The sequence below is a fragment of the Photobacterium leiognathi genome, assembly GCF_030685535.1.
Taxonomy (GTDB): Bacteria; Pseudomonadota; Gammaproteobacteria; order Enterobacterales; family Vibrionaceae; genus Photobacterium; species Photobacterium leiognathi.
In genome coordinates, this window is record NZ_CP131601.1 from 1 (window position 1) to 24,399 (window position 24,399).

Below are 24,399 nucleotides of genomic sequence, written 5' to 3' on the forward strand. Positions count from 1 at the left end.
ATGTGGGTTCGCCCGCTTCAAGCCGAGTTAAATGATCATACTTTGACATTGTTTGCGCCTAATCGTTTTGTATTGGACTGGGTGCGGGATAAGTATCTTAATAATATCAATCGACTGCTCAACGAGTTTTGTGGCAGCGATGCACCGATCCTACGATTTGAAGTCGGTAGCAAACCGATGACTGTACCGCCACCATCACAACCTGCTGTTGCGCCAACCTTAACGCCAGCACCTGCGGTTGAAACGGTGGAATCGCGTTTAGAACAATCCGCGCCAACAAGCTATGAACCTGCACCGTCGCCAGTACAACCTGAAGCGCAGCAGGGCGGTTACCGTTCTAACGTTAATCCAAAACACAATTTCAATAATTTCGTTGAAGGTAAATCGAACCAGTTAGGTTTAGCGGCTTGTCGTCAGGTTGCGGATAACCCTGGGGCAGCTTACAACCCGCTCTTTTTATATGGCGGTACAGGCTTAGGTAAAACTCACCTGTTACACGCGGTAGGTAATGCAATTGCTAACCGTAAGCCGAATGCCAAAGTGGTGTACATGCACTCTGAACGTTTTGTTCAGGATATGGTCAAAGCCTTACAAAACAATGCGATTGAAGAATTTAAGCGTTACTACCGTAGCGTTGATGCCTTGCTTATTGATGATATTCAATTCTTTGCCAATAAAGAGCGTTCGCAAGAAGAATTCTTCCATACCTTTAACGCACTGCTTGAAGGCAACCAACAAATCATTCTGACATCAGACCGTTACCCACGTGAAATTAACGGGGTAGAAGATCGTTTGAAGTCTCGTTTTGGCTGGGGCTTAACGGTTGCGATTGAACCGCCTGAGTTAGAAACCCGTGTTGCGATTTTAATGAAGAAGGCAGAAGATCATAATATTCGTCTTGCTGACGAAGTGGCTTTCTTTATTGCGAAACGACTCCGCTCGAATGTTCGTGAGCTAGAAGGGGCGTTGAACCGTGTTATCGCCAATGCCAACTTTACTGGTCGTGCTATCACCATTGATTTTGTTCGTGAAGCGCTGCGTGACTTATTAGCACTGCAAGAAAAGCTAGTCACGATTGATAATATTCAGAAGACCGTTGCTGAATACTATAAAATAAAGATGGCAGATATGTTGTCGAAACGTCGCTCTCGTAGTGTTGCTCGCCCACGTCAAATGGCGATGGCACTAGCAAAAGAGCTGACTAACCACAGTCTTCCTGAAATCGGTGATGCTTTTGGTGGTCGTGATCATACGACCGTCCTTCACGCTTGTCGTAAAATCGAACAGCTACGTGAAGAAAGCCACGATATTAAAGAAGATTATTCAAACCTAATTAGAACATTGTCGTCTTGATATGAAATTTACCGTCGAACGCGAACATTTATTAAAGCCTTTACAACAGGTTGCTGCTGCTTTGGGCGGCCGTCCTTCATTACCGATCTTAGGTAATATCTTGTTGAAAGTAGAAGACGGTTGCTTGTCGATGACAGGTACCGACTTGGAAGTTGAACTGATTGCCAAAGTTGCACTCGATGGTGAGTTTGAATCAGGCGCAGTGACAGTCCCTTCTCGTAAGTTTTTAGATATCTGCCGTGGTTTACCAAGTAGCGCTACCATTTCGGTGAGCTATGAAGGTGATCGTGTGCTGATCCGCTCTGGTCGTAGCCGTTATACTTTAACGACACTGCCTGCTGCTGATTTCCCGAACATTGAAGATTGGCAAAGCGAGGTGGAATTCACCTTAGAGCAAGGCCGTATGCGCCAGCTTATCGACAGCACTCAATTTTCAATGGCTAACCAAGATGTCCGTTACTACTTAAACGGCATGTTGTTTGAAACTGATGGTCAGCACTTGCGCTCGGTAGCAACCGATGGTCACCGTATGGCAGTATGTGCGATCAACACAGGCCACGAGCTACCAACTAAACAAATCATTGTACCGCGTAAAGGGGTACTTGAGTTGGTGCGCCTGTTTGATAACCCTGAAGCGGAAGTGAACATTCAGATCGGTAACTCGAATATTCGCGCTACCGTGAATAACTTTGTTTTCACTTCAAAGCTGGTGGATGGTCGATTCCCTGATTACCGTCGTGTTATGCCACAAAACAGCACTAAGTTTGTAGAAGCGGGCTGTGAAGAAATGCGTAATGCGTTTGCGCGTGCGGCGATCTTATCGAATGAAAAATTCCGTGGTGTACGTGTTAACTTATCAAACGGTGAAATGCGTATTACTGCTAACAACCCAGAGCAAGAAGAAGCAGAAGAGTTTCTTGATGTTGATTACCAAGGCGATAGCTTAGAGATCGGTTTCAACGTCAGCTATGTGTTGGATGTATTAAACACCCTTAAATGCGATCAAGTCCGTCTTTCATTATCCGATGCCAATGCGCCGTCATTAATTGAAGACTCGAATAACGATGAAGCCATGTATGTGGTGATGCCTATCAGACTATAGGTATGGCACTTACTCGTTTAATGGTGCACGATTTTCGAAATATTGAATCGTGCGATTTGGCATTAGCGACTGGATTTAATTTTTTAGTCGGGGCTAACGGCAGTGGCAAAACCAGTGTGTTGGAAGCGATCCATTACTTAGGTCATGGCCGCTCTTTTCGTAGCCATCTTACTAGCCGAGTGATCCGCCACGAGCAGAGTGAATTGTTTATTCATGGTCGAGTGGTGGATAACCAAACCCAATTGATGCTACCAATTGGGTTAAATAAAAAACGTGATGGTACGACGGAAGTGAAAATCGCAGGGGAGCCAAACCAGAAGGTGGCACAACTTGCGCAGATTTTACCATTACAGTTAATTACCCCTGAAGGGTTTGATTTATTGATCGGCGGGCCTAAATACCGCCGTGCGTTTATTGATTGGGGCGTGTTTCATGTTGAACCTAAGTTCTACCATGCATGGAGCCGCTTAAAACGATTAACCAAACAGCGTAATGCCTTGCTCAAAACCGCACGTAGTTACCGTGAACTCAGTTATTGGGATCAAGAGTTAGCACTGCTGGCTGAGCAAATTAGTGTATGGCGCCAAGATTATATTTCAGCGGTAAAAGAAAAAGCCGCTGAGATTTTTCAGGTTTTTCTCCCTGAATATGAAATTCAACTTGGTTACTACCGAGGTTGGGAAAAAGAAACACCTTATGCCGAGTTGTTAAAGCGCAATTTTGAGCGTGATTGCCAACTTGGTTATACCGCAAGTGGGCCACATAAGGCCGATTTACGGATAAAGGTTGCTAGTACGCCTGTTGAGGATGTGTTGTCCCGTGGACAACTGAAATTGATGGTGTGTGCATTGCGATTGGCGCAAGGTTTGCACTTAACAGAAGCGACTGGCAAACAATGTATTTACCTTATTGATGATTTTGCTTCCGAATTGGATAGCCACAGGCGAGCGTTGCTAGCGCAGCGATTAAAGGAAACTAACGCCCAAGTGTTCATCAGTGCCATTAGTGACGATCAAGTTGCTGATATGCTCGATGAAAATGGCAAGCTGTTCCATGTGGAACACGGTAAAATAACCGCAGGATAATTAAAGCGAGAGTAACTCAATGTCCAACAATTACGATTCATCAAGCATTAAGGTGCTTAAAGGCCTCGATGCGGTACGTAAGCGCCCAGGAATGTATATCGGTGATACTGATGATGGTACTGGCTTGCACCACATGGTTTTTGAGGTTGTCGATAACTCTATCGATGAAGCTCTTGCTGGTCACTGTGAAGATATCATTGTTACCATCCACGAAGATGGTTCGGTATCTGTTAGCGATGACGGCCGTGGTATTCCAACAGAGCTACATGAAGAAGAAGGTGTATCTGCTGCTGAAGTTATCATGACGGTACTGCACGCTGGTGGTAAGTTCGATGATAACTCATACAAAGTATCAGGTGGTCTTCACGGTGTAGGTGTGTCGGTTGTGAACGCACTGTCTGAAAAAGTAGAACTAACCATTAAACGTGGTGGTCATATTCACCAGCAAGTTTACCGTCACGGTGTACCTGATGCACCACTAGCGGTGATTGGCGATACCGATGAAACTGGTACTCGTATTCGTTTCTGATCAAGTGAAGAAACGTTCACAAATATCGAATTCCAATACGAAATTCTAGCTAAACGTCTTCGTGAGCTGTCTTTCCTTAACTCTGGCGTTTCTATCAAGCTAAATGATGAGCGTGAAGAAGGTAAGCACGATCACTTCATGTACGAAGGCGGTATTCAAGCATTCGTAGAGCACTTAAACCGTAACAAGACACCGATCCATCCGAAAGTTTTCCACTTTGATAGTGAGCGTGATGACGGTATTTCGGTTGAAGTTGCAATGCAGTGGAACGACGGTTTCCAAGAAAGCATTTTCTGTTTTACTAACAACATCCCTCAGCGTGATGGTGGTACTCACTTAGCGGGTTTCCGTGGTGCGTTAACACGTACGCTGAACTCGTTCATGGATAAAGAAGGCTACTCGAAGAAAGCAAAAGCGGCGACATCTGGTGATGATGCCCGTGAAGGTTTAACCGCCGTTATCTCTGTGAAAGTGCCGGATCCTAAGTTCTCTAGCCAGACCAAAGACAAACTAGTTTCAAGCGAAGTGAAAGCAGCGGTTGAATCTGCAATGAACGAAAAGCTTGCTGAGTTCTTATTAGAAAACCCAGCAGATGCGAAAACCGTTTGTACTAAGATCATCGATGCATCACGTGCGCGTGAAGCTGCACGTAAAGCACGTGAAATGACACGCCGTAAAGGTGCGTTAGATTTAGCGGGTCTTCCAGGTAAACTTGCTGACTGTCAGGAAAAAGATCCTGCCGTGTCTGAACTGTACATAGTGGAGGGTGACTCTGCGGGTGGTTCTGCTAAGCAAGGCCGTAACCGTAAGAACCAAGCAATCCTGCCGCTTAAAGGTAAGATCCTTAACGTAGAAAAAGCACGTTTCGACAAGATGCTATCTTCGCAAGAAGTGGCAACGCTGATCACGGCAATGGGCTGTGGTATCGGTCGTGACGAATACAACCCAGACAAGCTACGCTACCACAACATCATCATCATGACCGATGCCGATGTCGATGGTTCGCACATTCGTACGCTACTGTTGACCTTCTTCTACCGTCAAATGCCAGAGCTTATCGAGCGTGGTCATATCTACATTGCACAGCCACCACTTTACAAAGTGAAGAAGGGTAAGCAAGAGCAATACATCAAAGATGATGAAGATATGAACCAGTACCAAACGACATTGGCACTGGATAACGCATCACTATTTGCTAACGATGGCGCGCCAGCAATTACAGGTGCTGCACTAGAGACATTAGTAACGCAATACAATGCGGGCATTAAGCTTATCGATCGTATGAGCCGTCGTTACCCATCACTGATGCTTAATGAGTTTGTTTACCAGCCTCGTTTAACAACGGAAATGATGGCAGATGAAGCGAAAGTTGAAGCATGGTTAGCACCATTGATCACCGCTCTTAATGCTAAGCAATCTGGTGAGAGTCTATATAGCTCTGAGATCATCCGTGATGAAGAGAACAACGTCTTCTTGCCGAAAGTGATTGTACGTACTCACGGTGTTGATCACGAATACTTATTAAGCTTCGATCTGCTTAACTCGAAAGAGTACGCGAAGATTGCTGATCTGTCTGAAGCATTAGATGGGTTACTTGAAGATACAGCATTTGTTCAACGTGGTGAGCGTAAGCAAGCGGTTTCAAGCTTTAAAGATGCATTGGAGTGGCTGAACAAAGAATCACGTCGTGGTCTTTCTCTACAGCGCTACAAAGGTCTAGGTGAGATGAACCCAGAGCAACTTTGGGAAACAACTATGGATCCTGAATCACGTCGTATGATGCAAGTAACTATCAATGATGCTGTGGCTGCCGATGAGCTGTTTACCTGTCTAATGGGCGATCAAGTTGAACCTCGTCGTAACTTCATCGAAGAGAACGCACTGAAAGTAGCTAACCTCGACGTATAGTATTGCTGTATAGCACAAACGTATAGTTTGTCTTTCAAGCTCAATAAAAACGCCGCTAGTGATAGCGGCGTTTTTTATTATCTATACGAGCTAAAAGGGCGGTTACTCTGCGTAAGCGTTAGCGACTTCTTCTGCAATAATAGTAATACCACGCTGCATTGCTTCATCATCTTGGACATAGTTCATGCGTAAGCATTCATGACTGTGTGCCCATTCATCTTGTAATCCGATAAAGAAATATTCACCAGGCACGATCAGTACGCCACGTTGTTTTAAGCGTTGATAAAGCACCTTAGTGGTGATCGGTAGATCTTCAAACCATAGCCATAAGAAGATAGCGCCTTCAGGTTTGTGAATTTTAAATCGAGGATCGGGAATAGCTTGGCGCAGTAATTCAACGGCGCGTTGTACCTTCTGGTGATAAAACGGCTTAATCACGTTTTGACTCAGTGGTAGTAGTTCTTGCTGGTGGATCATTTTCGTTGCCACTGCAGGACCAATACTACCAGGTGCTAAATTGACGATACCATTGATGTTAGACAAAGCAGTAACCATCGCTTCATTGGCAATCACGATGCCACAGCGGACACCGGGTAGCCCAAGCTTGGATAAGCTCATGCACAGAATGGTGTTGTTATCCCAAAATGGTGTTACCTCTTCAAAAATAATATCAGGGAAGGGTAAGCCGTAAGCATTGTCGATAATTAACGGGATCTGGTGCGCTTTAGCTAGCGCTGCTAAATGTTCGATTTCTTTATCTGTAAGTACATTGCCTGTCGGGTTGGTTGGGCGAGAGGCACAAATGGCTGCGATGCTGTCATCGATGACGAGTTTGCTAAAATCGACATGGTATTTAAAGAAGCCATCTTCCAACATACTGATCGTAGGTTGGTATGAGATAAACATATCAGGGCTTAAACCAGCATCTGCATAACCAATGTATTCTGGTGATAACGGCAGTAATATTTTCTTCTTTTTTCCATTTTCAAATTCACCCGCCAGTAAGTTAAATAGGCTAAAGAACGCACTTTGGCTGCCATTGGTTAAGACAATATTTTTAGCACTAATTTTCCAACCGTATTGTTGCTGTAACAGTGTCGCAAGCGCATCAAGAAAGCGATCCTTACCTTGTGGACCGTCATAGTTAGTCATCGACGCAGTAAGCTCACCTGTGGTTGCCATGTCTTTTAATAGCTCAGTAAAGTAGTGATTCATGGCAGGGATTTGCGCTGGATTTCCACCTCCGAGCATGATGGCATCGGGATTGGTGAGTCCATCATTGAGATCTTGCATTAATAGGGTGATCCCAGAATCGCCTGCAAACTTATTACCAAAGCGCGAAAAGTCCATTACGTTTACAACCTCAGTGTCGATATTTAGTTCTTGATGTAAGTGCTATCAATATGATGGCTTATTGAGCGTAACATAACGTATTGTCCGATTCAGAGAAAGTTGAAATCTCATCGGTTGGTGGTGGTCGGTGCTGTGGATTATCTCGAATGGCAAAGAGGTTGTACGTGTATTTAATACAAGTAAAAAAGTGTTCCACATGAAACACACGCAAGAGACAGCAAAAAAACAGGCGAAAAAAAACCACGCCGGAGCGTGGTTTTAGATAACGTTAACCAATCTTATTTTTGAAGTAGAGAGATATCTGCCACTTTCAAGAATTGGTTACGTAGTAGGTTAAGTAGCGCTAGACGGTTAACTTTAAGTTTCTCGTCATCAGCCATTACCATTACGTTATCGAAGAAAGCATCAACAGGCTCACGTAGTGAAGCAAGCTCTGTTAGCGCAGTTTGGTAGTCACCTGCGGCAAATACTGGCTCAAGCGCAGCAACAACAGCGGTTACTTTCTCTGCTAGCTCTTTTTCAGCAGCTTCTACAAGTAGGCTGTTATCAACCGTAGTCGGTAGTTTACCGTCGAATTTCGCAAGGATGTTACCAACACGCTTGTTTGCTGCTGCTAGTGATTCAGCTGCATCAAGCTCACGGAAGTGGCTTACCGCTTTAACACGCTTATCAAAATCAGCCGATTGTGTTGGGTGCATCGCAAGTACGGCTTGGATAACATCAATGCTAAAGCCAGCATCTTGGTACCATGCACGGAAACGACCTAACATGAATTCGATAACGTCTGAATCTACGTTATTGTTAGTTAGCTTGTCACCGAATAGCGAGTGCGCTTTAGCAACAAGATCAACAAGGTCTAGATCGTAGCCGTTTTCAACGATGATACGTAGTACACCTAGTGATGCACGACGTAGTGCGAATGGGTCACTGCCTTTTGGCGCTTGACCGATACCGAAGATACCTACAATAGTATCTAGCTTATCAGCCATAGCGACTGCTGATGATACTGGTGTGCTTGGTAGTTGGTCACCCGCAAAACGAGGCATGTATTGCTCGTTTAGGGCTAGTGCTACATCTTCTTGCTCGCCATCGTGACGTGCGTAGTGCATACCCATTACACCTTGCGTATCTGTAAATTCAAATACCATAGATGTCATTAGGTCACATTTCGCCAGTAGACCTGCACGCTTCGCGTTATCAACGTCTGCACCGATCTTGTCAGCAATGTAGCCAGCAAGCTCTGTGATGCGATCTGTCTTGTCTTTAATCGTACCCAGTTGCTTTTGGAAAATCGCAGTCTCTAGTTGAGGTAGGCGATCAATCAACTTGCTCTTAAGGTCAGTGTTAAAGAAGAACTCAGCATCTGCTAGGCGAGGACGAACCACTTTCTCGTTACCCGAGATGATTTGGCTTGGATCGTTAGAGATGATGTTTGATACGAAGATGAACTTAGGTACAAGCTTGCCTTCAGCATCGTAAACAGGGAAGTACTTCTGATCGCCTTTCATGGTGTAAACCAAGGCTTCAGAAGGTACTTTCAGGAACTTCTCTTCAAATGATGCTGTTAGTACAACAGGCCATTCAACAAGAGAGGTTACTTCTTCAACAAGATCGTCTTCTAGATCGGCTGTACCGCCAACGGCTTGTGCTGCTTTCTGCGCGTCAGCAACAATGATTGCTTTACGTGCTTCATAGTCAGCCATCACTTTACCGCGCTCTTCTAGAATTGCAGGGTATTGATCAGCATTGTCGATAGTAAATTCAGCTTCACCCATGAAACGGTGACCACGGATAGTACGTGCAGAAGCAACACCTAAGATAGTGCCTTCAACTAGCTCGTCACCCAATAGCATGGTCAGTGTTTTCACTGGACGGATAAATTGTGTGTCTTTGTCACCCCAACGCATTGGACGTGGGATAGGTAGCTTAGCAAGAGCCGCTGCTGCTAGTTCAGGAAGTAGTGTTTGAGCAGGTTGGCCTTTCACTTCTTGTTTGAACAGTAGCCATTCACCCTTGTCTGTCACCATGCGCTCAGCTTGGTCAACAGTGATGCCGTTACCACGAGCCCAGCCTTGTGCTGCTTTAGTTGGGTTACCGTCTGCATCAAATGCTGAAGCGATAGCAGGACCGCGCTTCTCAACTACTTTATCAGGTTGGTTATCAGCAAGACCTGTTACTTTAAGTGCTAAACGACGAGGCGCTGCGTACCACTTGATACCATCATGAGGTAGATCAGCAGCTTTTAGTTCCGCTTCAAAGTTAGCAGCAAAAGCTTCAGCTAGGGTACGTAGTGCTTTTGGTGGTAGCTCTTCAGTACCTAGCTCGATTAAGAAATTCTTCTGTGTCATGGCGATCCCTTACTTGTCTTTTTTACACATTGGGAAGCCAAGTGCTTCACGAGATGCGTAGTAAGCTTCAGCAACTTGTTTAGTTAAGTTGCGGATACGCAGAATGTAACGTTGACGTTCAGTTACTGAGATCGCTTTACGTGCATCTAATAGGTTAAATGCGTGCGCTGCTTTCAAAATACGTTCGTAAGCTGGCAATGGTAGAGGCTGCTCTAGCTCTAGTAGTTGCGTTGCTTCTTTTTCACATTGGTCGAAGAATGTGAATAGGAAATCGACGTCGGCGTGTTCGAAGTTGTAAGTTGATTGCTCAACTTCGTTTTGGTGGAAGATATCACCGTAAGTTACTTTACCTAGAGGACCATCTGTCCATACTAGGTCGTACACAGAATCAACGTTCTGGATGTACATAGCAAGACGCTCGATACCGTAAGTGATTTCACCTGTAACAGGCTTACACTCAAGGCCACCAACCTGCTGGAAGTAAGTAAACTGTGTTACTTCCATGCCGTTTAGCCAAACTTCCCAGCCAAGACCCCAAGCACCCAATGTTGGGTTTTCCCAGTTGTCTTCAACGAAACGGATGTCGTGCACTTTAGTGTCGATACCTAGTACTTCTAATGAGCCTAAGTACAGTTCTTGAATGTTGTCAGGTGATGGCTTTAGCATCACTTGGAACTGGTAGTAGTGCTGTAGACGGTTAGGGTTTTCACCGTAACGGCCGTCAGTTGGGCGGCGAGATGGTTGTACATACGCTGCTGCAATCGGTTCTGGACCTAGAGCACGTAAACATGTCATTGGGTGAGAAGTACCTGCGCCCACTTCCATGTCTAGTGGTTGCACAATAGTACAACCTTGTTGGCCCCAGTAATCCTGCAGCGCGAGGATCATGCCCTGAAAGGTTTTAATATCGTATTTCTGCATTGTCAGCTTCGCGAGATTAGTGGATTAAAAAGAGTAATAATCCAGTATACCTCGCCAACCCTAAGGCGAGTAGGGGCAGTGCGTGTTTTTTACACATCTTTGAGGGGATTTACCAAAATTCTTCCACGTTCATGCAGTTTTGTTTTGAATTAAGGGAATTTTTACATTCTCTTGATGCCTCATATAGCGTTGTTGATTACAATATGCGACAAATATTTCTGGCTGTTATTGCCAGTATAATAAATTTCTAATTTATCGATTCTATATCGAGTATACGGATACTTAAAAAGATGGCTCAAAATAAAGCAATGGCATCTAAAAAGTGGGTGCGTGCGGCAGTGATTTCTGTTGTCGCTTCTGTAACTATGGCTGGCTGTTCAACAGTGAATCCTTACACTGGTGAGTCTCAAACAGCGAAAGGCACTGGCGGTTCAATCATTGGTGCACTTGCAGGTGCAGCAATTGGTGTGGCTTCTTCTAGTAAGCATGACCGTGGTAAAGGTGCACTTATCGGTGCAGCAGCAGGTGCAGCACTGGGTGGCGGTATTGGTTACTACATGGATGTGCAAGAAGCGAAACTACGTCAGCAGCTAGCATCTTCTGGTATCAGCGTAACTCGTGACGGTAATAATATCATTCTAAATATGCCTAACGAAATCACGTTTGGTTTTGATCAGGCTAACCTAAATGATCGCGCAATGAACGCACTACACAATGTAGCGCTTGTTGCGAAGGAATACCCAAAAACACAATTAAATGTGCTTGGTTTTACAGATAGTAAAGGTGCGGCGTCTTACAACCTTCGTCTATCTCAAGTTCGTGCAGATGCAGTAGGTAACTACTTAATCCGTCAAGGTGTTAACGCGAACCGTGTTATTTCTCAAGGTCGTGGTGAAGCAAATCCAATCGCTTCTAACAGCACTGAGAACGGTCGTGCACAAAACCGTCGTGTTGAGATCATTTTATCTCCACTAGGTTAATATATTACGTTTAACGTAATTCAAACGGTGAGCGCTGGCTCACCGTTTTTGTATCTATAGAACCATAATTAATGGTTAAAAGTTCACCTTTTGTCTGTTAAAATCGTGTCTCCTTTGGGGAGTAGCCTCTCGCACCTTGCGAGATAATTATCAACATAATCGAAGCAAAATCTTCGTGGTAATTATGATTTATCCAACGCGATAAATTTGGCAAGACCAACGGCAAACAACACAAACCGGGGTGGGAGTGTATGTTTTGCTATTGGTATCAATAATTCCCGCCCCAGAGAGTATGTTGTGAGTGTTTTAGCTATTTCTATTACGTCTGTCGCTCTAGCCGAAATAGGGGACAAGACTCAATTATTATCCCTACTGCTTGCTAGTCGATATCGCAAACCCATTCCTATTATTAGTGCCATTTTTCTTGCGACCATTGTTAATCATGCGTTAGCTGCGTGGCTTGGTGTTGCCATTGCTGATTACCTAACCCCTGAAGTACTAAAGTGGGTATTGGTGGTGAGTTTTGTACTGATGGCAGGCTGGATATTGATCCCTGATAAACTCGATGATGATGAAAAGCTATCGAATCGTGGGCCATTTATCGCTAGCTTTATCGCATTCTTTATTGCTGAAATTGGCGATAAAACGCAAATCGCGACCACCATGCTAGGGGCGAAATACCACGATGCATTAATGTGGGTGGTACTTGGCACTACCATTGGTATGTTATTGGCGAATGTGCCTGTTGTACTAATTGGTAAATTATCTGCTGAAAAAATGCCGCTGAGTTTAATCCGAAAAGTGACGGCTGCGCTATTTTTATTCCTTGCGGTGGCTGCAGGTTTTGGTATGTAAATACATATAAGCGGTTAAGTGTTTCACATGAAACTATCGCTTAGCCATCACGTCTGATGTTGCAGTGATTCATAATGAATTGTGATTGCGACATAAGAACCTTATCGTCAAAAATGCTAGAGTGAAAGCGAATAAACGTAGTGCGTTTCTTTGTTTAAATTGCAGGAGGGAGTATGGCTCGGTTTCTCGCGATTTCACCTAAAAGCCAATGTTGGTTATTTCACTTTGCATTGGTGCTGAATGTGTTCGGTATGGCTTTGACCGATATGTGGCTGCCGATGGTCGTGGGCGCAATAGTGACGTTATACCTTGCTATTGATTCCTTGGTACGACTTCGTTACGTTATACCGATGAAAAAAGAAATACGTGATTTACACCATGAGCTTGAAGCAATACGTCAGAAGATTAGTGATGTGTAGTATGCTTTTGTCATTGCAATAAAAGTCATCGATATTAAAAAGGCAGCCTTTTGGCTGCCTTTTGCTTTATTCGGTATTAGTGTTTAGTTCGCGCCTTTTTGGATCAAAAAGCGATAAGGGACGCTTTCTGTATCTGCTGCAAGCAGCGTGTGATCCATGAAACGGCAGAAGCTAGGAATATCACGCGTGGTTGACGGATCGTCAGCCAATACCAATAGGGTTTCGCCTTCGGCCATTTTCCTTACCGTTTTACGAACCATCATTACTGGCTCAGGGCAGCGTAGTCCTTGCGCTTCTAGGCTATGAGTCGGATTATCAAAAATAGCAGTCATAACATACACATCTTATTAGTAAGCGTCAGATCATACTTATGGACAAGAATTAATCAATAACACTTGGCAAATCAATATATACTGTGTAACGTAATTAACATGTTGTTAACGTTTCTTTCTGAAGGATTAGGGGGAAGTAGTATGCTGACATCAACGGATAGACTGACAATTTATGCAGTACTGTGCTTCATTTCATTCTGTGCAATTATGCTGACCACCCCAGAGCAAATGGGTATTTTTGCTATCGGTGGGTTGTTTTCAGCAGCACTTGGGCTTTGGTTTGAACTGACCAATGACACTGAATTTGAAGAAGAAAATTAATTCATTCATAACCAACACACCCATCACTTGGGTTTTCCCGCAATTTAAGCGGGATTTTTTTTATCTATCCCGCCATAATATTTCTCTATTTGATTAATTCTGAGTTCTTGAGAGCCTAATGGAATTAGAAGAAGTTTATCGTCGTGACTTAAATTTATTAGTTGCACTCAAAGTTCTGTTGGATGAAGGCAGTGTGAGTCGCGCTGCGGTTCGGTTAAACCTCAGTCAGTCGGCAATGAGTCGTGTACTAGGGCGTTTACGAGATTTATTACGTGATCCTTTGTTTACTCGCCAAGGGCAAGCATTGATCCCAACCCAACGTGCGTTGGAAATAAATGAGCAGTTAAATGATCCATTAGAGTCGTTACGCATTTTGCTAACGCCGAATGACTTTCAGCCAAGCCTATGTGATCAGCATTTTAAGATCGCCACAACGGATTATGCGATGCAAACCATCTTGCCGTTTGCACTGCCTCGTGTTTATCAAGAAGCACCGAATATTTCATTAGAGTTCGCGCCATTGCAGCACGATCACTTATTAGAGCAGTTAACCAGTGATGGTTGTGATATGGCGATTTGTCGTCCTATTGGGCTAGTGGAGCCGCTTTGTCATGAGCAGTTAGGTTTAGTGAGTGTGTTTTGCTTATTGGCAGAAGATCATCCGCTGGTTGATAAGCCGCTAACGTTGGATGATTACTTAACCTATCCCCATGCGATGATTGCGATTAGTGATGGGGTGAAGTCACTGATAGATGATGCGCTACGTGGTTATCCTGAACGTAAAATGGTGTTGCGAGCATATCATTTAGAAGCCGCATTGGCGGTGATTAAACAAATGCCATTAATTATTACCGTCCCTGCTGACTTAGCATATTTAGTGGCAGAGCGTTATAACTTGGTGGTCAAGCCATTGCCGTTTGAATTTGAGCCATTTGATTATTCATTAATTTGGCATTCTCGGTGTGAGCATTCTGCTTCGCAGATCTGGCTGCGTAACATTATCAAAGAAGAATGTAGCCGATTAATTGAATCGCGTATCCACGATATGGGATTAATCAAATAGCAGGCAATAAAAAGGTCAGCATGATGCTGACCTTATTTATATCAATAGATGAATTGGTTATAGCTTGATCACGACACGGCCTGTGATTTTACCATTAGTGATAGCTTCAGCGCATTCAGCCACTTCTTCTAGTGCTACTTCACGACATGCTTGTTCAAAGTAGCTTGCTGGTAGTAGCTCAGATAGACGTTGCCATGCTTGTTGGCGTTTCTCGAACGGACACATTACTGAGTCAACACCTTGTAGGCGAACGTTACGAAGAATAAATGGCATTACTGTTGTTGGTAAATCGAAACCGCCAGCAAGACCACAAATAGCCACTGCGCCATTGTAGTTAATTTGGCTTAGTACTTTTGCTAGTACCTTGCTACCTACGGTATCGATAGCACCAGCCCATAGTTGTTTGTCTAGTGGGCGAGCTGGCTCTTCAAATACGCTACGTTCAATGATGGTTGTTGCACCTAGCTTTTTAAGTAACTCACCGTTTACTTCTGCACGGCCTGTTACTGCCGCTACTTTATAACCTAGTTGAGAAAGTAAGGTTACTGCTACTGAGCCAACACCACCGCTCGCACCTGTTACAAGGATTTCACCGTCTTCTGGTTTTACATCAGCATCAACAATAGCTTGAACACATAGCATTGCTGTTAAACCAGCAGTACCGATCATCATTGCTTGTTTACCATCGAACTTTTGCGGTAGTGGTACTAGCCAATCAGCGTTAAGGCGTGCTTTTTCAGCCATACCCCCCCAGTGACCTTCACCAACACCCCAGCCAGTTAGTACAACTTTATCGCCTGCTTTGTAGCGATCATCTGATGATTCAGCCACAGTACCGGTTAAGTCGATACCTGGAACCATTGGGAACTGACGAACAATGCGACCTTTACCTGTGATCGCTAAACCATCTTTGTAGTTTAGTGAAGAGTAATCAACATCAATTAACACATCACCTTCAGGGAGATCTGATGTCTCAAGTTGGCGAATACCTGCAAGTGTTTTTTTATCTTCTTGTTCTAGTACTAGTGCTTTAAACATAGCGATGCTCCGGTAAATTCATGTTCGACAGTGAATATGAGGTTAGTGTATCTCGCTCAATAAGCATGAATAAAATGAAACTTAATCATGGTATCTATGCGCAACTAACATATATTCACTCAATTCTTCATTATCTTTTAGATAGATAGCTTAGTTGATATACGCTATATGAAAAAAGATAAATTGTAGAAAAGAAAAAGCTTACTGTAGAAAGTAAGCTTTTTTGTCAATGGAGTTTAAGACTCGATTGATTTGATCAATCAACACGCTCAAAGATTGTCGCAATACCTTGACCGAGGCCAATACACATCGTGGCTAGGCCAAGTTCAACATCATGATTTTCCATTAAGTTGATTAAGGTTGTTGAGATACGTGAACCAGAACAACCTAATGGATGACCTAGAGCAATCGCGCCCCCGTTAAGATTGACCTTCTCATCCATCTTATCAAGTAGCCCTAAATCTTTAGCGCAAGGCAGTGATTGGGCAGCAAAAGCTTCGTTAAGCTCAACCATACCAATATCATCCATAGTGACACCAGCACGTTTTAATGCTTTTTGAGTAGCAGGAACAGGGCCGTAACCCATAATTGAAGGATCACAACCAGCCACCGCCATGGATTTAACACGCGCACGAATACGTAGTCCTAAATCTCGGGCATGTTGCTCACTCATAATCAGCATGGCTGAAGCGCCATCCGAAAGGGCGGAGGATGAGCCCGCGGTTACTGTGCCATTAACTGGATCAAACACCGGGCGCAATTGGCTAAGCGCTTCAACTGTGGTTTCCGGGCGGATCACTTCATCGGTTTCAAAGCGTCTTAAAATGCCATCTTTATCATGCCCTTCAGTGGCAAAGATTTCGTTATTAAATCGCCCTTCAATAGTGGCAGCATGAGCGCGTTGGTGGGAGCGTGCAGCAAAGGCATCTTGCATTTCTCGGTTGATCCCATGCATTCGTCCGAGCATTTCTGCTGTTAACCCCATCATACCTGCTGCCTTGGCGACAGATTTTGAAAGACCCGGGTGGAAATCCACACCATGGTTCATAGGTACATGACCCATGTGTTCAACACCCCCAATGATGCAGGTTTGCGCATCGCCGACCATGATCGCACGGGTTGCATCATGCAGTGCTTGCATGGAGGAGCCACATAAACGGTTGACGGTAGTCGCACCTACCGAATGTGGGATACCAGCCAGTAGCGCTGCATTGCGGGCAACGTTAAAACCTTGCTCTAAGGTTTGTTGCACACAGCCCCAGTAGATATCTTCAATCTTGTTAGGGTCAAGTTGCGGGTTGCGTTCAAGCAAGCCTTTCATTAAGTGAGCAGAGAGATCTTCTGCGCGAACATTGCGATAAGCACCACCTTTCGAACGCCCCATTGGGGTACGGATGCAATCAACAATTACGACGTTATTCATAGTTATCTCCTCATCCTTAAGCGTTCAGGTTGGCGGTGTGGTTATAGTAGGTTTCGCCTTGGGCAGCTTTTTCTCTTAATCCTTGTGGTACTTCATAGAGCGCACCAAGGTGAGCATATTGATCGGCAAGCGCAACATAGTTTGCCAGTCCTAAGCTATCAAGGTAGCGGAATACACCACCACGGAAAGGTGGGAAGCCCAAGCCATATACCAATGCCATATCAGCTTCTGCTGGCGTGGCTATAATGTTTTCTTCTAAACAGCGCACGACTTCGTTAATCATTGGGATCATCATACGCGCAATGATGGCATCACTCTCAAATTTGGTCTGTGGCTTACTGACAGGCGCTAACAGTGCATGAGCATCCTCTGAGAGGGATTTTTTTGGTTTACCTTTTCTATCGAGTGAGTAGCTGAAAAAGCCGATCCCGTTTTTCTGACCAAAACGCTGCGCTTCAAACATTACATCAATGGCATCTTTGCCGTTTTTACCCATACGCTCGGGGAAACCTTCTGCCATAACGGTTTGTGCATGGTGAGCGGTATCAATACCCACCACATCAAGTAGATAAGCAGGACCCATTGGCCAGCCAAATTGCTTTTCCATTACTTTATCGACTTGAACGAAATCAGCACCATCTTGGAGTAATAAGCTAAAACCAGCGAAATAAGGGAACAGTACGCGGTTAACAAAGAATCCTGGGCAATCATTGACGACGATAGGGGATTTACCCATTTTCGCGGCATAAGCAACAATACGATCGATAGTTTGTTGTGATGTTTTTTCACCACGAATGATTTCTACCAATGGCATGCGATGTACAGGGTTGAAAAAGTGCATCCCACAGAAGTTTTCCGGACGTTTTAGTGACTGCGCCAGTAGGTTAATGGGGATGGTTGAGGTGTTAGAGGCAATCACAGTATCGTCGCTAACCTGTGATTCTACATCTGCTAATACTGCTGCTTTGACTTTCGGGTTTTCAACTACAGCTTCGACGACGACATCGACACTGTCTGCGCCAGCATAATGTAGGCTTGGGGTAATAGAGGACAGTACCGATGCCATGGTTAACCCATCAATACGGCCTCGTTCGAGTTTTTTATTCAGTAATTTTGCCGCTTCCGTCATTCCCAATGTCAGTGATGCTTCGGCAATGTCTTTCATAAGAACTGGCGTGCCTTTTAAGGCGGATTGATAGGCGATACCGCCGCCCATAATACCTGCACCTAATACCATGGCATGATCGGTTGGTTTAGCCGCTTTTGTGGCCTTTTTCGCTTGCCCTTTGATGTATTGATCGTTGAGGAAGATACTCACTAACGCTTCAGCCACATCGGTTTTGGCAAGTTTTACGAAGTGCTGATTTTCGACGGTGAGTGCTTCATTGCGTGAACAACGGGCAGCTTGCTCGATGGTTGTCACAGCAGCCATTGGTGCTGGGTAATGTTTGCCAGCGACTTTCGCGACCATACCTTTAGCGGTGGTAAAGCTCATGGCGGCTTCGATTTTATTCAACCCTAATGGTGCTTGCTTTTGCTGGCGACATTGTTGCCAATCAAGTTTGCCGTCAATGGCACTTTTGATCATCGCGAGAGCTGCACATTTTAAATTATCGGGTTCGACAACGGCATCAACGAGCCCTAGCTTTAATGCATCTTGGGCTTTTTTATCTTTGCCTGCGGTAATGATCTCCATGGCAGAATCTGCGCCAATCAAACGTGGTAGCCTTACTGTGCCACCAAAGCCGGGCATGATACCTAATTTCGTTTCAGGCAGCCCAATACGAGCTTTGGTATCGGCAACACGAAAGTCAGTAGCGAGTACACACTCACAGCCGCCGCCTAATGCATAGCCATTAATTGCAGAGAGCGTTGGTACGGGCAGATCTTCAAGCTTATTAAAGATGTCGTTAGCATGTGAAAGCCATTGAGAGAGCTCGGCTTCAGGTTTCGCAAATAAACCGAGGAACTCGGTAATATCAGCACCAACAATAAAAGCCTCTTTAGCTGAGGTAATGATCAACCCTTTTAAATCGGGCTGTTGATACAATGCATTCAGTGCCTGATTGAAACTTTCCAATGTTGAAATATTGAATTTGTTGACGGGGCCTTGAGCATTCAGACTGAGCTCTGCAATACCATCTTCCAGATAGCTTACAGATAGGGTTTCACCTTGGTAAATCATGTTCTATCTCCATATCTTCCAGTCTGCGCTGGATCAGGGTGTGATTTAACTGGTTTGACCTGTTATAGGTATAAGCTAAGTGTGAACTCTGTTAGAAACAAATTCAAACATTAATTTAAACATTTGTTTAACATTTGTGGTGAATGACTCATCTTTAATACAGGTTGGTTTATTATTTAGAGAGTTGGTGTCCTGTTTTTACCTCAGTGGTTTGAGAAAGATGGAATATGGTATGCTGCCATCCCTTTTTCACTAAGGCGTCAATAATGTCGAATTCAGAACCTTATCTTGTTCCTACTGCAGATGTGATATTTGAAGAAGAGATCAAGAAGAGTCGCTTTATTACTTATTTAGCGCATACCCCTAATATAGAAGCGGCAAAACAGTTCGTTCAGCAGATTAAAGAACGTCATCATGATGCGCGTCATAACTGTTGGGCATTTGTCGCAGGGCGTCCAACAGATTCCATGAAGTGGGGCTTTAGTGATGATGGTGAACCATCGGGTACGGCAGGTAAGCCTATTCTTGCTCAGCTAACAGGCTCTGGTGTAGGTGAAATCACCGCTGTGGTTACTCGCTATTATGGCGGGATCCGTTTAGGTACTGGTGGTTTAGTAAAAGCTTATGGTGGTGGTGTACAACAAGCACTGACACGATTAGAAACAAAACAGAAAGTGATCACTTCAGAACTTCAGCTCAGTTGTGAATATAATCAGGTCTCTTTGGTTGAGTCACTATTAAGTGAATACAACGGCACACAGTTACATGCTGATTATGGTAATCAAGTCACTATGCAGATCGAGTTAGATAGTCGTATAGTGGATGAGTTTTGTGCCAAATTAACCAATCGTAGTGGCGGGCGCATTGTTGCAGCCTCAGCATCGTAGTTATTTCTCTATATTTAAGGTGAGAGCCGTTTAGGCCATGCAGTTTCGTTCAATTATTCGAATCGTCGGGCTGTTGCTCGCGCTTTTTAGTGTCACTATGCTTATTCCGGCGCTGGTGGCATTAATCTATCGTGATGGTGCGGGTTTCCCGTTTGTCGTTACATTCTTTATTCTGATCGCGGGTGGTGCATTATTATGGCTACCAAACAGACGGCATCGCCATGAGCTCAAGGCAAGAGATGGCTTTCTTATTGTCGTTTTGTTCTGGGTGGTTATTGGTAGTGCTGGTGCGATCCCTTTCCTGTTATCGAAAACCCCTGATTTGTCTGTTGCCGACTCCTTTTTTGAATCCTTTTCCGCACTGACAACCACTGGGGCCACCGTTATCGTTGGTCTTGATCATTTACCGAAAGCGATTTTGTTCTACCGCCAGTTGCTACAGTGGTTTGGTGGTATGGGTATCATCGTGTTAGCTGTCGCTATTTTGCCTGTTCTTGGGATCGGTGGTATGCAGCTTTACCGTGCTGAAATTCCAGGTCCGGTCAAAGACAGCAAGATGACACCACGTATTGCGGAAACCGCTAAAACCCTGTGGTACATCTATCTGGCATTAACCGTAAGCTGCGCCTTTGCGTTTTGGTTAGCTGGGATGTCAGGCTTTGATGCGATTTCCCATAGTTTCTCAACCATCGCGATTGGTGGCTTCTCAACCCATGATGCCAGTATGGGGTATTTCAACAGCCCAACCATTAACATGATCACCGTGGTGTTCTTGTTAATCTCTGCCTGTAACTTCTCGTTGCACTTTGCTGCCTTTGGTAATGGTGGTGTGCACTTGAAAACTTATTGGCGTGATCCTGAATTCCGAGCTTTTCTTGGAGTGCAGTTTATTTTGTTTGTCATCTGTTTTGGTCTACTTATTAAACATAGCCCGTACGACTCTTACTTTTCGGCGTTTGATCAAGCACTGTTCCAAACGGTATCGATTTCTACCACCGCAGGTTTTACGACCACAGGTTTTTCAGACTGACCATTGTTTTTACCTGTATTGCTTTTATTCTCCTCTTTTATAGGTGGATGTGCAGGTTCAACCGGTGGTGGTATGAAAGTGATCCGAATTTTATTACTTTCACTGCAAGGGGTACGTGAACTAAAACGTCTTGTACACCCAAGAGCGGTATACACCATTAAGTTAGGTAATAAAGCACTCCCACAGCGTGTTGTTGACGCTGTATGGGGATTCTTCTCTGCTTACGCGCTTGTGTTTGTAATTTGTATGCTGGCATTGATTGCAACAGGGCTTGATGAACTGACTGCATTCTCTGCCGTTGCAGCGACATTAAATAACTTAGGCCCGGGCTTAGGCGAAGTCGCTGTCCATTTTGGCGAAATCAACGATTCTGCAAAGTGGATATTAATTATCTCCATGTTATTTGGACGATTAGAAGTCTTTACACTATTAGTTTTGTTTACGCCGACGTTCTGGCGTAACTAAAGAGGTACTTATGGAAAAGGTCTTATTTCTGTTTTCCAGTTGCGAAGGACAAACCAAGAAAATTTTAAACCATATCGAGCAAGCGCTAGGTGAACAGTACAGCTGTGAGTATATGAATATCCATAATGAGCCTAACGTGGATTTTAGCGCTTATGATCGTGTACTAGTTGGGGCTTCTATTCGTTATGGTCACTTTAATAAAAAGCTCTACGCTTTTATCAATAAATACCAAGCACAATTATCACAAGATAATGTCGCTTTCTTTTGTGTGAACCTGACAGCGCGCAAAGAAGGTAAAGATACCCCAGAGGGAAGTGCATACATTAAGAAGTTCTTAATCAAGTCACCATGGCAACCTGCACTGATTGGGGTTTTTGCAGGAGCACTGAGATATCCACGTTATAACTTCTTTGATCGCACCATGATTAAGCTCATTATGAAAATTACTGGCGGTGAAACAGATACAACCAAAGAAGTTGAATACACCGATTGGCAAAAAGTGAGCGAATTTACTCAAGTGTTTAAGCAACAAGGATGCAGAAAATAGGTGGTTGATTGCTTTTTGATCTAAAAGTGTCTTTTTTTCAAGAAAAGTGAATTATTACTTGCTAAGCCCTGTTTTGTCCCTATAATGCCGCCTCATCGACACGACAACGGCTTCCAATAAGGATTTCGGTTTGTGACGATAGGATGAAAGATTTAAGAAAATAAGTTGAAAAAGTGTTTGACACCAAAACTTATTTCGTTAGAATGGACATCCACTTCAACGAAAGCTTGAAACGGTTTGAAAGTTTTAGTTTCGCTGAAGATTGTTCTTTAACAATTTGACCATGCAATCTGTGTGGGCACTCGTTGAATGATTAGTCAAAAAGATTTATCAATGATACTAGTGACCAATTTGATACTTCGGTATCAGCACAGTCAATTCATTCATCATTTTATGATGAATTAACAGTATTCATTGAGCAGGTCGAAAGACCAACAAAACTTTAATTGAAGAGTTTGATCATGGCTCAGATTGAACGCTGGCGGCAGGCCTAACACATGCAAGTCGAGCGGCAGCGACTTAACTGAACCTTCGGGGAACGTTAAGGGCGGCGAGCGGCGGACGGGTGAGTAATGCCTGGGAATATGCCCTGATGTGGGGGATAACTATTGGAAACGATAGCTAATACCGCATAATCTCTTCGGAGCAAAGAGGGGGACCTTCGGGCCTCTCGCGTCAGGATTAGCCCAGGTGGGATTAGCTTGTTGGTGAGGTAATGGCTCACCAAGGCAACGATCCCTAGCTGGTCTGAGAGGATGATCAGCCACACTGGAACTGAGACACGGTCCAGACTCCTACGGGAGGCAGCAGTGGGGAATATTGCACAATGGGGGAAACCCTGATGCAGCCATGCCGCGTGTATGAAGAAGGCCTTCGGGTTGTAAAGTACTTTCAGTAGGGAGGAAGGCAGTGTCGTTAATAGCGGCATTGTTTGACGTTACCTACAGAAGAAGCACCGGCTAACTCCGTGCCAGCAGCCGCGGTAATACGGAGGGTGCGAGCGTTAATCGGAATTACTGGGCGTAAAGCGCATGCAGGCGGTCTGTTAAGCAAGATGTGAAAGCCCGGGGCTCAACCTCGGAACAGCATTTTGAACTGGCAGACTAGAGTCTTGTAGAGGGGGGTAGAATTTCAGGTGTAGCGGTGAAATGCGTAGAGATCTGAAGGAATACCGGTGGCGAAGGCGGCCCCCTGGACAAAGACTGACGCTCAGATGCGAAAGCGTGGGGAGCAAACAGGATTAGATACCCTGGTAGTCCACGCCGTAAACGATGTCTACTTGGAGGTTGTGGCCTTGAGCCGTGGCTTTCGGAGCTAACGCGTTAAGTAGACCGCCTGGGGAGTACGGTCGCAAGATTAAAACTCAAATGAATTGACGGGGGCCCGCACAAGCGGTGGAGCATGTGGTTTAATTCGATGCAACGCGAAGAACCTTACCTACTCTTGACATCCAGAGAACTTAGCAGAGATGCTTTGGTGCCTTCGGGAGCTCTGAGACAGGTGCTGCATGGCTGTCGTCAGCTCGTGTTGTGAAATGTTGGGTTAAGTCCCGCAACGAGCGCAACCCTTATCCTTGTTTGCCAGCACTTCGGGTGGGAACTCCAGGGAGACTGCTGGTGATAAACCGGAGGAAGGTGGGGACGACGTCAAGTCATCATGGCCCTTACGAGTAGGGCTACACACGTGCTACAATGGCGTATACAGAGGGCTGCCAACTCGCGAGAGTGAGCGAATCCCAGAAAGTACGTCGTAGTCCGGATTGGAGTCTGCAACTCGACTCCATGAAGTCGGAATCGCTAGTAATCGTGAATCAGAATGTCACGGTGAATACGTTCCCGGGCCTTGTACACACCGCCCGTCACACCATGGGAGTGGGCTGCACCAGAAGTAGATAGCTTAACCTTCGGGAGGGCGTTTACCACGGTGTGGTTCATGACTGGGGTGAAGTCGTAACAAGGTAGCCCTAGGGGAACCTGGGGCTGGATCACCTCCTTACCTAAAGACTTAACTGTTGAATGCAGTGTCCACACAGATTGCTTGGTGAAATGGTTTTAGAAAATAGTGAAAGTGCTAATTAATGACAGAGTCATTGATTAACGCTTTTGCGTTATGCTCTTTAACAATCTGGAAAGCTGACTAGTAAATTCAATCAATAGATTGATTTATAGTTTTCATCGAAAGATGAAAACGAGTTCTCAAAACAATACACATTCAAGTGTCTTGTATCGAGTCCGGCGAAAAACCAACGTCTCCTT

The 24,399-nt window shown here is 44.6% G+C and carries 17 protein-coding genes, 1 rRNA gene, 2 pseudogenes and 1 riboswitch; of the genes and pseudogenes, 13 read left to right on the top strand and 7 right to left on the bottom strand.

Annotated elements, in window-relative coordinates; genetic code table 11:
• The 4 genes and pseudogenes from dnaA to gyrB form a co-directional block, all read left to right on the top strand.
• A partial coding sequence (gene dnaA / locus Q7674_RS06835) for a chromosomal replication initiator protein DnaA (RefSeq protein WP_305423373.1) occupies positions 1–1,353 on the top strand: 1,353 nt, incomplete at its 5' end.
• 1 nt (position 1,354) lies between these two features.
• Positions 1,355–2,455, top strand: coding sequence for a DNA polymerase III subunit beta (gene dnaN / locus Q7674_RS06840; RefSeq protein ID WP_023933978.1), 1,101 nt, complete (start codon positions 1,355–1,357; stop codon positions 2,453–2,455).
• A gap of 2 nt (positions 2,456–2,457) precedes the next feature.
• Positions 2,458–3,540 (top strand): DNA replication/repair protein RecF, encoded by a 1,083-nt coding sequence (recF, locus tag Q7674_RS06845; RefSeq protein ID WP_305423375.1) that lies wholly within the window; start codon positions 2,458–2,460, stop codon positions 3,538–3,540.
• A gap of 19 nt (positions 3,541–3,559) precedes the next feature.
• Positions 3,560–5,977: pseudogene (gene gyrB / locus Q7674_RS06850) on the top strand (DNA topoisomerase (ATP-hydrolyzing) subunit B).
• 102 nt (positions 5,978–6,079) lie between these two features.
• Here gyrB and Q7674_RS06855 read toward each other — a convergent pair.
• From Q7674_RS06855 to glyQ, 3 genes are all read right to left on the bottom strand, one after another.
• Entirely contained in the window at positions 6,080–7,327 is a 1,248-nt protein-coding gene (locus Q7674_RS06855; RefSeq protein WP_045064211.1) for a valine--pyruvate transaminase, read from the bottom strand.
• Between the two features lie 281 nt (positions 7,328–7,608).
• Positions 7,609–9,678 (bottom strand): glycine--tRNA ligase subunit beta, encoded by a 2,070-nt coding sequence (gene glyS / locus Q7674_RS06860; protein ID WP_305423377.1) that lies wholly within the window; start codon positions 9,676–9,678, stop codon positions 7,609–7,611.
• Between the two features lie 9 nt (positions 9,679–9,687).
• The gene (gene glyQ / locus Q7674_RS06865; protein ID WP_008988303.1) at positions 9,688–10,599 is read right to left on the bottom strand and encodes a glycine--tRNA ligase subunit alpha; all 912 of its coding nucleotides are present in this window, start codon (positions 10,597–10,599) and stop codon (positions 9,688–9,690) included.
• Positions 10,600–10,889: 290 nt separating this feature from the next.
• On the opposite strand from glyQ, the gene Q7674_RS06870 reads away from it, so the two are divergent.
• From Q7674_RS06870 to Q7674_RS06880, 3 genes are all read left to right on the top strand, one after another.
• The gene (locus Q7674_RS06870) at positions 10,890–11,579 is read left to right on the top strand and encodes a YiaD family glycine zipper/OmpA-like lipoprotein (protein ID WP_042117399.1); all 690 of its coding nucleotides are present in this window, start codon (positions 10,890–10,892) and stop codon (positions 11,577–11,579) included.
• Between the two features lie 111 nt (positions 11,580–11,690).
• A riboswitch (yybP-ykoY riboswitch) is annotated at positions 11,691–11,788 on the top strand.
• Positions 11,789–11,876: 88 nt separating this feature from the next.
• Positions 11,877–12,434, top strand: a complete 558-nt coding sequence (locus Q7674_RS06875; protein WP_045064214.1) for a TMEM165/GDT1 family protein — start codon at positions 11,877–11,879, stop codon at positions 12,432–12,434.
• Between the two features lie 173 nt (positions 12,435–12,607).
• Positions 12,608–12,853, top strand: a complete 246-nt coding sequence (locus Q7674_RS06880) for a hypothetical protein (RefSeq protein ID WP_045064216.1) — start codon at positions 12,608–12,610, stop codon at positions 12,851–12,853.
• An 83-nt stretch (positions 12,854–12,936) separates the two neighbouring features.
• On the opposite strand, the gene tusA is transcribed toward Q7674_RS06880, so the two are convergent.
• The gene (gene tusA / locus Q7674_RS06885) at positions 12,937–13,185 is read right to left on the bottom strand and encodes a sulfurtransferase TusA (protein ID WP_008988299.1); all 249 of its coding nucleotides are present in this window, start codon (positions 13,183–13,185) and stop codon (positions 12,937–12,939) included.
• 141 nt (positions 13,186–13,326) lie between these two features.
• Between tusA and Q7674_RS06890 the strand changes: the two genes are divergently transcribed.
• Together Q7674_RS06890 and Q7674_RS06895 are read left to right on the top strand one after the other, a co-directional pair.
• Positions 13,327–13,506, top strand: a complete 180-nt coding sequence (locus Q7674_RS06890; RefSeq protein ID WP_008988298.1) for a hypothetical protein — start codon at positions 13,327–13,329, stop codon at positions 13,504–13,506.
• Between the two features lie 118 nt (positions 13,507–13,624).
• Positions 13,625–14,569, top strand: a complete 945-nt coding sequence (locus Q7674_RS06895) for a LysR family transcriptional regulator (RefSeq protein WP_305423380.1) — start codon at positions 13,625–13,627, stop codon at positions 14,567–14,569.
• 57 nt (positions 14,570–14,626) lie between these two features.
• Here the strand turns inward: Q7674_RS06895 and acuI are convergent, their stop codons facing one another.
• The 3 genes from acuI to fadB form a co-directional block, all read right to left on the bottom strand.
• Positions 14,627–15,607, bottom strand: a complete 981-nt coding sequence (acuI, locus tag Q7674_RS06900; RefSeq protein ID WP_305423382.1) for an acrylyl-CoA reductase (NADPH) — start codon at positions 15,605–15,607, stop codon at positions 14,627–14,629.
• Between the two features lie 256 nt (positions 15,608–15,863).
• Entirely contained in the window at positions 15,864–17,030 is a 1,167-nt protein-coding gene (gene fadA / locus Q7674_RS06905) for an acetyl-CoA C-acyltransferase FadA (protein WP_023933967.1), read from the bottom strand.
• 16 nt (positions 17,031–17,046) lie between these two features.
• Positions 17,047–19,215, bottom strand: a complete 2,169-nt coding sequence (fadB, locus tag Q7674_RS06910) for a fatty acid oxidation complex subunit alpha FadB (RefSeq protein WP_045064218.1) — start codon at positions 19,213–19,215, stop codon at positions 17,047–17,049.
• A 266-nt stretch (positions 19,216–19,481) separates the two neighbouring features.
• Between fadB and Q7674_RS06915 the strand changes: the two genes are divergently transcribed.
• From Q7674_RS06915 to Q7674_RS06930, 4 genes and pseudogenes are all read left to right on the top strand, one after another.
• Positions 19,482–20,102 (top strand): YigZ family protein, encoded by a 621-nt coding sequence (locus Q7674_RS06915; RefSeq protein WP_023933964.1) that lies wholly within the window; start codon positions 19,482–19,484, stop codon positions 20,100–20,102.
• Positions 20,103–20,139: 37 nt separating this feature from the next.
• A pseudogene (locus tag Q7674_RS06920) lies at positions 20,140–21,597 on the top strand (TrkH family potassium uptake protein).
• 10 nt (positions 21,598–21,607) lie between these two features.
• Positions 21,608–22,144 (top strand): menaquinone-dependent protoporphyrinogen IX dehydrogenase, encoded by a 537-nt coding sequence (gene hemG / locus Q7674_RS06925; RefSeq protein WP_023933962.1) that lies wholly within the window; start codon positions 21,608–21,610, stop codon positions 22,142–22,144.
• A 443-nt stretch (positions 22,145–22,587) separates the two neighbouring features.
• Positions 22,588–24,139, top strand: a 16S ribosomal RNA gene (locus Q7674_RS06930).
• The last annotated feature ends 260 nt before the right edge of the window (positions 24,140–24,399 follow it).